General features: G+C 45.7%; 10 protein-coding genes. 6 read left to right on the top strand and 4 right to left on the bottom strand.

The features are described from left to right. Positions 1-50: 50 nt before the first annotated feature. The gene (locus BCT11_RS07160; protein ID WP_198593925.1) at positions 51-1,364 is read right to left on the bottom strand and encodes a MipA/OmpV family protein; all 1,314 of its coding nucleotides are present in this window, start codon (positions 1,362-1,364) and stop codon (positions 51-53) included. 273 nt (positions 1,365-1,637) lie between these two features. Here BCT11_RS07160 and BCT11_RS07155 point away from each other — a divergent pair, with 273 nt between their 5' ends. Then, a complete protein-coding gene (locus BCT11_RS07155; RefSeq protein WP_102387759.1) occupies positions 1,638-3,656 on the top strand; it encodes a M4 family metallopeptidase in 2,019 nt (672 codons plus the stop codon). Between the two features lie 50 nt (positions 3,657-3,706). Here BCT11_RS07155 and BCT11_RS07150 read toward each other — a convergent pair whose 3' ends face one another. Next, complete coding sequence (locus tag BCT11_RS07150) at positions 3,707-5,527, bottom strand: ricin-type beta-trefoil lectin domain protein (RefSeq protein ID WP_241908998.1); 1,821 nt, start codon at positions 5,525-5,527, stop codon at positions 3,707-3,709. A 323-nt stretch (positions 5,528-5,850) separates the two neighbouring features. On the opposite strand from BCT11_RS07150, the gene BCT11_RS07145 reads away from it, so the two are divergent. From BCT11_RS07145 to BCT11_RS07135, 3 genes are all read left to right on the top strand, one after another. Then, positions 5,851-6,201 (top strand): hypothetical protein, encoded by a 351-nt coding sequence (locus tag BCT11_RS07145; RefSeq protein ID WP_038872292.1) that lies wholly within the window; start codon positions 5,851-5,853, stop codon positions 6,199-6,201. 22 nt (positions 6,202-6,223) lie between these two features. Beyond that, entirely contained in the window at positions 6,224-8,164 is a 1,941-nt protein-coding gene (locus tag BCT11_RS07140; protein ID WP_102387757.1) for an alkaline phosphatase D family protein, read from the top strand. A gap of 143 nt (positions 8,165-8,307) precedes the next feature. Further along, complete coding sequence (locus BCT11_RS07135; protein ID WP_005451837.1) at positions 8,308-8,748, top strand: TerB family tellurite resistance protein; 441 nt, start codon at positions 8,308-8,310, stop codon at positions 8,746-8,748. 207 nt (positions 8,749-8,955) lie between these two features. Here the strand turns inward: BCT11_RS07135 and BCT11_RS07130 are convergent, their stop codons facing one another. Next, positions 8,956-9,486 carry a 3'-5' exonuclease gene (locus BCT11_RS07130; protein WP_102387756.1) on the bottom strand — a complete coding sequence of 177 codons (531 nt, stop codon included), beginning with the start codon at positions 9,484-9,486 and terminating at the stop codon, positions 8,956-8,958. A gap of 83 nt (positions 9,487-9,569) precedes the next feature. Beyond that, the gene (locus tag BCT11_RS07125) at positions 9,570-11,111 is read right to left on the bottom strand and encodes a sensor domain-containing diguanylate cyclase (RefSeq protein ID WP_102387755.1); all 1,542 of its coding nucleotides are present in this window, start codon (positions 11,109-11,111) and stop codon (positions 9,570-9,572) included. A gap of 287 nt (positions 11,112-11,398) precedes the next feature. Between BCT11_RS07125 and BCT11_RS07120 the strand changes: the two genes are divergently transcribed. After that, the gene (locus tag BCT11_RS07120) at positions 11,399-12,031 is read left to right on the top strand and encodes a DUF2760 domain-containing protein (protein ID WP_102387754.1); all 633 of its coding nucleotides are present in this window, start codon (positions 11,399-11,401) and stop codon (positions 12,029-12,031) included. Continuing rightward, positions 12,031-13,995 carry an Hsp70 family protein gene (locus tag BCT11_RS07115; RefSeq protein WP_102387753.1) on the top strand — a complete coding sequence of 655 codons (1,965 nt, stop codon included), beginning with the start codon at positions 12,031-12,033 and terminating at the stop codon, positions 13,993-13,995. The genes BCT11_RS07120 and BCT11_RS07115 overlap by 1 nt, the downstream gene beginning before the upstream one ends. Positions 13,996-14,007: the final 12 nt, after the last annotated feature.

Raw genomic sequence — 14,007 nt, 5'->3', positions numbered from 1 at the left:
ATAAGCCTCATGTCAAGATGAGGCTTATTCGTATTTGTTTTTAGCTAAGCTTAAAAATCATACTGGAGGTAGATGGCATTGTAGTTACTGCCGCCTTTGATGCGACCAAACTGAGAAGCACTCTCGAAGATAGCACTACGGTGATGCAACGAATAACCAACCCACATGTTTTCCCAATCTTTCTGGTTAAACAGATCACCTACATTTACATCAAATGAGAAGTCTAGATAGTTCAGCAAATTACTTGCGGTGTAACCTTTCTCTTCCATCTCAGTACCTTCGATGTAAGTGATGTTATCGATGTAAGACATACCCTCTGCGACACCGAAACGCCATTTGGTCGGCCAATCAAAGGTGTAGTAAGCCTTAATCGCCATTACATACTCAGTACTGGACGATTGAACTTCAGATGACCAATGATGAACCAAACCTGGTGTTAGATAGATATCAATTGGGAAACCGAAGATTTCATCCGTCAATGGGTGTCCGTAGAATAATGAGGTGAGCTGGTTGTTATACTCGTCCTTCTCGGCATTAAATTTGAAAATATCGCCAATATTGGAAGGCGTTGCCCAGCCGTGTGCAACACGCAGATACGGACGGTTGCTCAACTCTGATTTACGAGCCTTCCCTTTGTCATTGAAAAAACCAAAGCCAACGAATACTTCACCCTGATAGCGGTCTTCAACAATTTGGCTGTTGTACGCTTCGCTGTCTAGACGAGTAATGCTCGTTTCGCCGAGTAGGTACAAATTAGAAATGACGTGGTATCGGGCTTTAATGCCTAAGTTCGCATCAATACCTGCACCAATTTTCTCGCCCGTTACTTCATCAAACGAGTAATAAGTACTGTTGAAATCGGCATCTTTATAACGAATGGTAAAAGAAGGTTCCAACTCCCAGTCGCCTAACTCATAGTTAGCCGCGATACGGTAGTTGGAATGAAATTGGAATTCGTCATCCGTCATCACTTCGAATTCGGCGCGCCAGTTCTCGTCAAAGTTGTAACGAATTTGGCCACCGAAGTCGACACGATCGCCCTCAAAAGCGTTTTGAACCGATTTAGGTATGTCAACAAAGCGCAAGCGCATGATCGCACTTGCACGCCAATCTGAGTCGTCCTCATCATATAAGAACACACCACCTTCAAGGCCATCAATGTAAAGGTGCTCATTCTCAAAGAACATCATTGGCACAAACGTGCTTACCGTCGAGTCATCGTCAGCAGTATAAAAAGGAATCGCAGCAGTCCGGTACATCGCAGCAATGCCCCACTCTTGTTCAGCATGCTTCGACTCAGCAAATGCGGCTCCGTTTAGCAATAAGCCTGAGCAGGCTAGCGATGTTCCTAGTAGGTGTTTCATAACTCTCCTATGTCGCTGTAATTAGAGACAGTATTCAATCACAAAGAGTATATCTGACTTTATTCGTCTATCGGTTAAAAATTCCTACAGGACTACTTAACCTCGTTATAACCGCCCATATTTTAGGCGATTTATAAATTTGTTTTGAATTAACCTCAAATATTCAACCAATTGCACTTACGCATTTCTGGATTTTATCTTTAATCTGCAATCGCATTTTTGCTATGAATACATACACATAAGAAAATACACAATCATAATCAAAGGTTAATTATGCGAAACGTCACTTTATTATCGCTTGTCCCTTTCGCGTTCGCCTCGCAGGCAGCACAAATTGTGGAACACTCTCAAACTGACCTCTCTGAAGCACTCAATATTGCTGGTGAATCATCCTATATGCCAGCAAGTACCGAACTGAGTTATCAGAACATCAACCGAGTAGAAATAGGTCAACAAACGTTAGTTCGTAAGCAACAATTGCATTACGGCGTACCTGTATATGGTCACTCTGTCGTCACAGATCTTTCCGCAAAAGGCTTTGCTCAATCGATTGACGGTAATGTGGTGGTTGGAATCGACAACGACTTAGACTCGACGCTGCCAATGATCAGCGCAAACCAAGCGATTGAAATCGCAATGGGCACTCAGCAAGGTTTTGCATCTAACGAGTCGACAGAGAATGATGCTCGTGCGGAACTAATGGTTTGGCTAGACGAACAAAATACCGCGCACCTTATCTACAAAGTCGATGCGGTGAAAATTGTCAATCTACGTCCCTCTCGTCCTATCACGCTGGTCGATGCAAAATCAGGAGAGATCATGGACCAATGGGAAGGTCTTGCATTTCTTGAAGCAGAAGGCCCAGGCGGCAACCAAAAAAGTGGCCGTTATTACTTTGGTCCAAATACAAAGTTTGGTGGATTCCAAGTTGACCAATACTGTCAGATGAACAGTGATAATGTCGAAACGATCAACATGAACAACCAACAATGGGGTGGTCAAGTTCATCGCTTCAACTGCAACGTGAATAACTACCGAGAAATCAATGGAGCGTACGCGCCAATGAACGACGCACACTACTTCGGCCAACGTGTATTTGACATGTACCGTGAGTGGCTTGGCGCACGTCCTATTCAACAAAAACTCACCATGCGCGTTCACTACGGCTCAAACTATGGCAACGCGTTTTGGGATGGCCGTCAGATGACCTTTGGTGATGGCAACAGCTCTATGTACCCTCTTGCGACTTGGGATGTTATCGCACATGAAGTCAGCCACGGTTTCACCGAGCAAAACTCAGGGTTGGAATATCGCGGCATGTCTGGCGGAATGAACGAATCATTTTCTGACGTCGCTGCTGCTGCACTTAGCCAATACGTGCATGGTAGCTTCAACTGGAAGATGGGCGAACACGTGATGAAGTACTCGCCCGCTATGCGTTACTTCATCAACCCAAGCCATGACGGTTCCTCGATCGACCATATAAACCAATACTACAATGGCATCGATGTGCACCACAGCTCAGGCATTTTCAACAAAGCCTTTTACCACCTAGCGACAAGCTCAGGCTGGAGCATCAAAAAAGCATTCATGGCTTACGCAACGGCGAACCAGTTGTACTGGACGCCAAACTCAACCTTCCAGCAAGGTGCAGAAGGCGTATGTAAGGCAGCGCAAAAGCTGGGATATGAAAGCTCCGCTGTCACGTCTGCGTTCTCTCAAGTGGGTGTTCAGGTGATGAACTGTGAAAGCGGTCAACCTAATCCAAACCCTAGACCGGATACTGGCATGACCGAGCTTTCGCTCAACATGCCTGTCGCGATCCAAAGAAACACGGCACACGAGCAACAGTTCGTTCTGCGTCGAACCTCTAGCGATGATGTTTGGGTACAAACTTACAATGGCTTTGGTAATGTGGAACTTTATGTAGCGATTGATCGCCCAGCAACACCTTCAGATTACGACTGCTCATCGACCAATATGGGTAATGAAGAAGCGTGTGGTTTTGGTGGTATTCAAGGTTCAGACATTTATGTCACTGTAACAAATACGCAGAGCGCTTCTGACGCCTACCTTGCCGTCAGTGAGGCATACGGAACGCCACAGCCAAACCCAGAACCACAAGACCAGTGCGCATCTCTGCAAGAGTGGTCACCTTACAATTACTACCCTGCCGGTTCTTCAGTGAAGTATTGGGGCAACCGCTTTGTTGCGACACAAGATAACTGGGGAGCAGACCCTTATCAGAACTACTGGTTCTGGACATTTGAAGGCAGCTGTAACGACTATTAAGCAATGATAAAGAGAGCCTGCTACGATAGCGGGCTCTGTATTTATCTCAACTATTCCAAGTACCACTCACTGCCTTGTACATCGGCTTCAACTAGCCAAGTGCGGTCATTCCACTTCAACGAATTATCAAGGCGGTTCTTTATCTGCCCATTTTCCCATCGCCATTGTTGGGTAGGAACATCCCCACACTCCTCAAGAGTAATCTCGATACCTTGCTGATCGAGGCACAATTCTGAGTTGCTTCGACTCATGAGCTTCCCTGCAGAAGTTAACTTCCACTCTTGGTTATCCCCATTATGACAACGCCAACCAAATACTCTTGAGCCCTCACCTGATGCGCGGTACTCCACATCAAGACACTGCGAGCCACTCTCCGTGTTGGTTTTTATTTTTTTCCATCCATCTTGGTCATCCTGCTTACCTGACGAAGCGGTAAACAGAGCTTCGACGACTGCCGTCATTGGTTGTGTGTAGCGAGAAGCACGTGGTGCTTGGTACTGCCAACTCTGCGGAATCGGTAAAGACATATCCCATTCGCCATTTCCGTCATAATAGGATTTCGCCATCGCTGCAGGTGTTGGCGTCCAAAGAAAATCTGGGTGACGATTTTGATACCACTCCCCTCCAATTACTTGTCCATTTGCATCGATTTCAAGGTCGTAGTAATACGTCACTCGTGATACGCCATCATAACGGGGCATGTCAGTCGAGCGATGCGTAGGATTCGTTTCAACCATGTATTCGACTTGCATTTGAACACCAACAATGGAAGCTGCGCGACGTGAACGATATGCAGAGAAACGATCTTTGTCGTAAGATTCCAAGCTGATCATGACATCTGCAGGGTCGGAGGCCGAGCGGTACGTTTGTGGATTAAAATATTGCAAGTTGTAGCCTAAAACAGGCTGGTTCCAAACTTGATAATCGTAAGTAGCATCCATGATCAAGCTACGGCCAGATAACCCCAACTGGTTTAGCACCGCTAAGTGCCAACTGGCTGGGTTGGTGTCATTACAATCCGGTTCAATCACTCGCCCATTTTCATCTTTTGCTGGGTTCTTTATGTTACATCGCCCACCAATAAAACGAGTTTCAAACGGCGCTTCTGCCCACAATAAAGTTCCAAGTGCTTTGATATCAGAAGGGTAAAACTTTAAAGGCTCCCCATTGGCATCTGGCACAGTGACGGATTGCGTTGGTCGAGGAAGCATATAAGCCGCAGCAGCCCATCCATGGCACAGTCCCATCCAGCGTTCTACACTGCCATTCGATTCGTAGTACCCTTTGCCAGAGTCCCACGAACGTTTTGATAGCGTAAATTGAGTATCCCCCACCAGCAAATCGTATTTTTCTGCCGGAGATAAATCCTCTCGATCCTGTCCTTGAACCGAGACTACCGGTTTTTGAATGTGCGAAAAGTCAAAATACTCTTGCCAATTGCTCGCACTGAGTTCCCTGTCGCCATAACGCCAAGCAGCAGCACCAGAATACAGAGGCCAGTAGGTGTCGGACCAAGGTTGTACTTCAAGTCGCTTTGAATTCGGTATTTGACGGTGAAGCTCATCGAGATTGCGAATCAAGCCAGTACCCACATCCACCAAACGCGCCGGGTTGTCATTATTAAGATTTGCAGAAAATGAGTGATGAGATTCTGATGTCGCTCTCTCCATAATGATATCACGCACGGATGCTCGAATGGATTCCGATTCTTCAACAATGATGGGAGACGTGTCGCCTACTTTCTGAGGTAACTCGTTCATTACTTTTGAAGGATTCTCATGAAAAGCATTCATGAAAGATTCAATCTTGTTATCAGCAGCACTCACACCAAATACAGGCGCTAAGCAAAGTAAGGTCATTATTCGTTTCATTTCAGAACTCTATTTATACGTCAGTTAAATTAATTGTCGATAATTATTCTCATTATCGATTGGTGACGTAGAGTGCTGAGATTTGTTGATGAAATCAATCGACTCATCGGACCAATAATTGAATTCGTGATTTCACCTTTGAAGATTGATTAGTTATATCTCCTAATTTATTTAAAGTGAAAGTTATCGATATTTGGCGGTCTACTCACAACAACAAAATGATGACAATGCAAGCAATTAAAACGTTTCGATGATGAAAGGGCTTAGTTTTTTCCGGTTTGGTCGATACAATAGAAAACCAATGACCAAATCCGCAGTTTATCGTGAAAGCATCTGAACTCATCTCCCTTATCAACAATTTGCCTGATGGTAGCGATCCCGATATCGTAATGGGTGAAGAATGGCTACCAGAGCGTTTAGAGAGCACCACGCTTGATGGTGATATGCTGTTTATGCATTTCGATAATGCACCAGAAGATGGCCAAGGCGAAGAAGAAGGCCGTGGTTTTGTTGAGCATGAAATTGACTTGATTCGTACTCGCCTACAACAAATCCTTGATGAAGATAGCGACAGTGCGTCAAAAGCCGACGCCATGTTAGGTTTGTTTCTGATGGGACATGAACTTAGCAGCTCACAAGTTATCGAAATACTCGAAGAAGATTCAGAACACTGATTCAAAATACTAAGGAACCACTTTGCCAACATCGCTCAACACCAATGAACTTTCCTCTCTTCCCCTGATTGTTGCCGGCCCGATTTTAAGAAAGGTCACCGCGAAGGAAGTGAATATTTGGTTGGTGACCACGCAACCTCTCGAAGGCTTGGTTGAAATCAGCGATGCTGGCACGGGTGAACAATACTATTCTCAGCCTGTTTCAAAAGAGCATCTATTACAAGTCGGTAAACGTGCTTGGGTTTGCATGCTGACGCTGCAAGGCGAATTTCCTACCCACCGTACACTGCGTTATCAGCTCCATACTCAATCCGGTTTGTTAACCGAGTTGATGCCCCATCTTATCTATGGCGAAGATAAGCAAACAGAGCAAGGTGTAGAATTCTTGATCAGCGAGAAAGCTGATTATGTATTGCACGGTTCTTGTCGTAACCCACATCATTTTAGTAAGGACACACTCGTCCAAGCAGACGCTAAAGTTGCTAGCCAGCAGATAGAAGACCGCCCAGATATGCTGATCATGAGCGGCGATCAAATCTATGCCGATCATGTGGCGGGGCCAATGCTGGACGCCATCGAACAGTTGGTCGAGTTATTGGGCTTACCTGATGAAGAGTTCGCTCAAGCACCAATAAGAAACACGCAAGAACTGTATCAAAGCCCAGATTGCTTTTATGGCCGAGATAACATTCTGCCCCACTACGTGGACGACGGAAGCTTACTGAGCAAGTTCTTCCCCCATCGTGGCACCCCTATTTTCAGTTCACGTGAATGTGAAAATCATCTCATCAGTTTTGCCGAACTGTTTGCGATGTACCTGCTCGTTTGGTCTCCAGTACCATGGACGCTAGTCAATCGTGAACGTTTATTGGAAAGAGAATTTACGACGGGCGGAAAAGCGTTAGAGCCGAAATGGCAGCAGCATTGGCGTGATGAGAAAGTCCACATCGATGCGTTTGTCGAAGGCTTGGATAAAGTCCAGCGTTTGCTCGCTCACGTTCCTACTTACATGATCTTTGATGACCATGACGTGACCGACGATTGGAACCTAACGGTTGGATGGGAAAAAGCAGCCAATGAGAACCTCTTCTCACATCGCATCATCGGTAACAGCCTGATTGCTTACTGGTTATGCCAAGGTTGGGGAAACGCGCCAGAAAAATTCAACGCCTCGTTTGTGGAGCATGCGCGCCGTTACTTTGAAGAGCTGACTTCAGAATCTCAAGACGAGTTCATAAAGTACCTCTATCGTTTTGAAGATTGGCACTACACGATTCACACCTCACCAAAAGTGGTGGTACTGGATACACGTACTCGTCGTTGGCGTTCAGAGTCTCGTATGAACAAACCATCAGGCTTGATGGATTGGGAAGCCTTGATTGAATTCCACCAAGAGTTGATGCACCAAGACAAAGTGATCATTGTCTCTGCCGCGCCCATGTTTGGTGTGAAGTTTATTGAAACGCTGCAACGCATCATGACGGGCTTGGGTCAGCCATTACTGATTGACGCAGAAAACTGGATGGCGCATCCGGGCAGTGCGAATACTTTGATCAGTATTTTCACCCACACCAAAACGCCAACTAACTTCGTGATTCTCTCTGGCGATGTACACTACTCTTTCGCCTATGACATCAAGTTGCGTTTTCGCCGTAATAGTCCAAACATCTATCAGATCACTTGTAGTGGGATTAAGAACCAATTTCCTGCGCAACTACTGAGCGCATGTGATGCAATGGATCGCCTGCTTTATAGTCCTCGCTCGCCATTGAACTTGTTTACCAAACGTAAGCGTTTGAAGATTTTTAAACGCGCCCCAAGCAATCACAATTTCTATCGACTCGTGAACCAAAGTGCAATTGGCGAGCTGAGGTTGGATGAAGACGGAAAGCCAAATAATATCAGCATCTTAACGAGTGAAGGCGATTCAATCGATTTCCCGCCGACAAAGGTTGAGGAATAAATCTGCTTTTTGGCGGTCAAATACTGTATTGAGCAAAAATGTCATCTCAATCGTATGAGATCTTGATCAAATTCAATCAAGACCTTGAGATTTGCTCAAACCATTACCATCTTAAATAAATAGATAACAGCTTGGTGCTCAACATGTTTAATTCGCTTACTTCATTATTTAAACAACTTATAGAAGGCTCGGACCTTAGCCAATCCAACACACTGTCACCCAATATGGCGATAGCATGTTTGCTTTGTGAAGTAGCTGGTGCGGACCATCAAATCGATGAAAGGGAGCAAGCGACCAAACGCTCTTTGATCATGAAATTGCTTTCCCTAACAGAAGAAGAGACCGACACCCTACTGAATCAGGCTCAGAACCGATCGAGTGAGTCGACTTCCCTTTATGACTTTACGTCTCAACTGCGTGAGCTTTCACAAGAAACCCGCTACGAACTGATTAAGAGTATGTGGGAAGTGGCGTATGCTGACGGTGAAATTGACCCATTGGAAGATGCCGTAATTCGCAAAACAGCGGAGCTGCTCTATGTAGACCACAGCGATTTTATTCGAGCGAAATTGCAGTCTCAGTGAAGCACAGTCTCCATAAACAGTAAGAACCAATAAAAAACGCGCTACATGAGCGCGTTTTTTGTGTCTCTAGTCTGGATTAAGCCGAATCAAACATCGTCATCTCCGCAAGAGGCTAGCCAACATTGTTGTTATTTACTAACAACCAAAGTAAAGCCGGCTTATGACGAGAAGACTGAAATCCGATGAAAGATTTATGAAAACAGAAGCTTATAGCATGGCCAGTGCAAGTTTCGCCAAGTTGTATGCATCCACATAACCGGAATGCTGGCGACCTTCCCATTCGATGCCTTTGGCCTCTTGTGCGGCTTTATGACCAATGCGTTTTTCTTTCAAGCGGTTTTGTATGCGATACAAGGTCGCTAGATTAATGAACTCACTAAACGGGGCATCAATGCCTTTTTGTTGGCACTCTTCAAGCAAGATGAGGTCATCACGTCCCCAAGAGGCATAGATCTTATTACGACCGCCAAAGTTCTTTAGCATCGACTTCAGCACTTCCTCTAATGGTCTGCCCTGTTTTTCAATTTTACGTGGTGTGATACCAGTTAATTCTGCGCAAAACAATGAGACTTCATCATGTTCAGGCTTTACGTAGTATTGCGCGCGCTTAACGATTTCACCTTTCGACAAATCTATTTCAGCCAAACCAACTTCAATGATTTCACCCGTGCGACCTACGCCGTTTTCACTCCAGCAGCACATTTCTAAATCGAAGCAGACGATACGGTTATGGTTCATAGTTTGTCTTGATTCCTAACGTAAACTTGAAAGCGTAGAGATTCTACCGTAACCAATCTCAAAACTCGAATTTGCTCGCTGAATTAATCGCCGATCGATACAGAGTTTCGACCATTTTCCTTACTTTGGTAGAGCTGCACGTCCATTTTGTGGAATAAACTCTCAGGATCTTCATCTTTGTGTACCGCAGCACCGATGCTCAAAGAACAGATAATAGGAGTTGCCCCGTATTCAAAAGGAGAGCTGGCGACAATACCACGCAGTTTCTCTAAATAAGCAACCAACTCTTCTTTATTGGTTAAACGAGAGAGTATGCAGAATTCATCACCGCCAGCTCGGTAGAAGCGATCGCCTTCAAGCAAATTCGCATTGACCAATCGAGTAACATGGAGCAAAGCTTCATCACCAGCTAAGTGACCGTGCTTATCATTGATGCGTTTAAAGTGGTCGATATCAAAGCCAACCAAACTAAAGGCAACGCCAGTATTAATATAATGCAGTAAGTTGTCGTTAAATACGCGGCGATTGAGTAACTGAGTCAACGGGTCTAACTCTGCCATGCGTTTTAGTTCTACCGTTTTATTATCCAGCATGACCGCTAAACGCTCTTTTTCCCGTGACTGTAGATTCACTATATAACTGATCAAAAGTGCAATAACCAAGCCCGCAATCCCCGTCCCGTAAAGTACGGAGCGCTCCCAAGCAGAAACGGATTCCGTTAGCTTGAATTCTACCTTCCACTCTCTATTGGGTAGTTGAATCTTGCGGCTAATAGTTTTCCCTTTCAGATCACTCCAATTATCGCTCTGAAACAGTAATGGATCGTCGTATGCATCAAAGCCTAAGTCTTCCACCTTAATCGACATATCGAGCTCTGTCGCTGTCTTGGTGATCAACTCGTCGAAGTAGACAGTGCTGCGAACAACACCGACGACAACGCCCAGAAGCTCGTGGTTGTCGTAGCTAAACACTGGGTGATAGACCAACAATCCAGTTTTATCGAGGGATTGATCGTATCCATCTTGAAGCAAGCGCACTTTATCGGAAATGTTGGCTCTACCCTGAGTAAGAATGTCATCTAGAATCAGTTCAAAACGCAAACGCGAAGAATAGAAGCCAAGCAGAGAAAGGTTCTGCGGCGTTCTTGGGTAAATGTCGGTTGCAATAAACGCCGGAGCGCCATCCTTTAAGATGTAGCCATTGGTTTTAGGCCCATCTTTTGGCACGGTAAAGATATGAAAATCAGGGAACGTTTTACGCGTTTTTTCCAAGAAGCGATCGAGATCTTGTGGGTCAACACGCTCCATCCATTGCAGGCCAACTAGGCTTTTGGAACCATTAACGACTTGTTTGGCATACAAGGGAAATTGTGACCAGTATGAGTCATCGACAGAGTGAAAAAAATTCGCTCCTGCCCCGATAAACTCAAGGTCATTTTCTACTGCAGATTTTAAAGATTCAGCTTGGCGATCCGCCAAGGTATCGAAGATAGTCATCGTATAGCGCTGCTGGATTTTATAAGCAACACCAACCATAGCCGCTGTCACGATAAGCACCGCAATGAAAGCGACAATAGAAGCAGAATACCGTTTGAGAATGCTCTGTTGAGCCGTGCTGTATGTCATTTAGTGTTCCACGTTAATTACGTGCAAAGCTTCGATAATGATGGAAATACTGCGCCACATGTGGATAAACATCAAGCAACAACGTTTGCATCCCTATCTAATCGTTGATTTTTCATGCTAATCATGCGGTATATTCACGAATTATTACAGTCTTAAGCCTTGAATATGCTACCATCCACCATCATTTTAATGTCTAAACTTGGTGCAGGTCGCAAAGCCGATCCTTTTAGTAAACACACATGAGCCAATACTGAGCACCAGTAAATCAATAGAAAGAGAAAAATGTCATGAACATTGATTTGAACCTAATTCCTCAAACGTTCGATATGTTGCACGCAGGCCTTGCGGCTTCGAGTGTTTTACTTCTTCTAATCGCGGTATCTCGCAAATCTAAAGTGATCGAGAAAGTGGTAGAAAAACCAGTCGAGAAAATCGTCGAGGTTGAGAAGCCAGTCGAGAAGATCGTAGAAGTAGAAAAAGTCGTGGAAGTAGAGAAAGTCGTCGAGCGTGTTGTAGAAGTTGAATCTAAGCTTGCTACTGCATCTACAGACTCTGCAATGCAGCTGCTTTCTATCATGCAGCAAGAAGCTCGTTTAATTGACTTCCTAAAAGAAGACCTAACGTCATTCTCTGATGAGGAAGTTGGCGCAGCCGCTCGCGTAATCCACACTGGTGGTCAAAAAGTATTAAGCGACTACGTGACGCTAGCGCACGTTCGTAACGAAGACGAAGAAACTCGCATTGCGGTTGAAGAAGGCTTCAACCCACAAGAAATCCGCCTAACCGGCAACGTAACAGGCAGCGCGCCATTCAACGGCACGCTAGTTCACAAAGGTTGGAAAGCAACATCAATGACGTTGCCTAAACTGGCTGAGAACTACGATGCATCTGTGATCGCTCCAGCTGAGGTTGAGCTGTAATGGAACACATGAACCAAAAAAACCATTCTCAAGAAGCGTCTGTTGAAACTCAACAGACGCCTAAATTCAGTGTTGGTATCGACTTAGGTACAACACACTGTGTCATGTCTTTTGTTGATACACACAACGAAGACGCTCGCGTTGAAGTGATGCCTATCCAGCAGCTTACTGCACCGGGCACGGTAGAAACTCGTAGCCAATTAGGCTCTTTCCTATACCAACCACACGAGCACGAAATGAACCCGCAATCACGCGTTCTTCCGTGGTCGAGCGAGCCAAAAGCTCTTGTTGGTGCAATTGCACGTAACCTAGGTTCGAAAACGCCAATTCGTCTAGTTGCAAGTGCGAAATCTTGGCTTTGCCACGCAGGTGTGAACCGTCGTGATGCTTTCCTGCCAGCAGGTAGCCCAGAAGAAGTGGAAAAAGTATCCCCTCTTCGCGCGACAGAGCTTTACCTAGAGCACCTAAAAGATGCTTGGAATCACACGAATCCAAATCACAACCTTGCCGATCAAGACGTGACTATTACAGTTCCTGCTTCTTTTGATCCTGCTGCTCGCGATCTAACTGCAGAAGCAGCACGCAACGTTGGTTTTGTGCACCTAACGCTTCTAGAAGAGCCACAAGCTGCGCTTTACAACTGGATCGATAACAGCAACGACAAATGGCGCGACGAAGTTGAAGTTGGCGACATCGTGCTTGTAGTCGATATCGGTGGTGGTACAACCGACCTTTCTTTGGTTGAAGTAACTGAAGACGACGGCAACCTAACTCTGAACCGCATCGCGGTAGGTGAACACATCCTACTTGGCGGTGACAACATGGACCTTGCACTTGCGTACCGCTTGAAGATGAAGCTAGCGCAAGAAGGCAAAGAGCTACAGCCATGGCAAGTTCAGGCGATGATGCACGCATGTCGTGACGCGAAAGAAGCGCTACTGAACGACAGCGAGCTTCAATCAGTGCCAATCGTAGTACCAAGCCGTGGTTCTAAACTGCTTGGCGCAACGCTAAAAACAGAACTGACTCAAGAAGAAGTACAACAGACACTGGTTGACGGCTTCTTCCCTCAAGTTGCGATTACTGATCACCCTGTTCAACGTAACCGTGGTGCACTAACGCAAATGGGTCTGCCTTACGCACAAGATGCAGGCATTACTCGTCACATTGCAGCGTTCTTGTCTAAGCAAGCCAATGCCCTTTCGGCTTCAGGAAATGGCACAGAAGCAGCAGCTCAAGATTTCAACCCATTCGCTAACATGCCTGGTATGCCGGGTGCGGATGCAGCGCAGTCAGCTGACTTCATCAAGCCAACAGCAATCCTATTCAACGGTGGTGTTCTGAAATCGAAACTTCTAGCAACTCGTCTAGAAGATACGATCAACGAATGGCTAATTGAAGCAGATACTGAAATGGCAAAACGCCTAACAGGTGTGGATCTAGACCTTGCAGTTGCTAGCGGTGCGGCTTACTACGGCTCTGTGCGTCGTGGACAAGGCGTTCGTATTCGTGGTGGTATTGCTTCGGCTTACTACGTGGGTATCGAAAGTGCAATGCCTGCGATTCCTGGCATGGCGCCTCCAATGGAAGCACTGTGTGTAGCACCATTTGGTATGGAAGAAGGTTCAAGCGTTGACGTACCAAGCCAAGAGTTTGGTTTGATCATCGGTCAGCCAGTTAACTTCCAGTTCTTTGGCTCAACCGTTCGTCGTGATGACCTAGCAGGTACTCACCTAGACTACTGGGCACCAGAAGAGCTTGAAGAGCTTCCAGAAATTCAAGTAACGCTGCCGGTATCTGAAGGTCGTCGTGAAGGTGAAGTGGTTCCGGTAACCCTAGCCTCTCGCGTCACAGAGCTTGGTACGCTTTACTTAGAAGCCATTGCCGCTGATAACGGTCAAAAATGGCATGTTGAGTTCGATGTGCGCGAAGACGCGAAAAGCAACTCAAACGAAGAAGAATAAATAGAAATCAAA

Source organism: Vibrio sp. 10N.222.52.B12, assembly GCF_002875385.1.
Classification (GTDB): Bacteria; Pseudomonadota; Gammaproteobacteria; order Enterobacterales; family Vibrionaceae; genus Vibrio; species Vibrio jasicida.
This window is presented reverse-complemented; position numbering and strand designations above follow the sequence as displayed.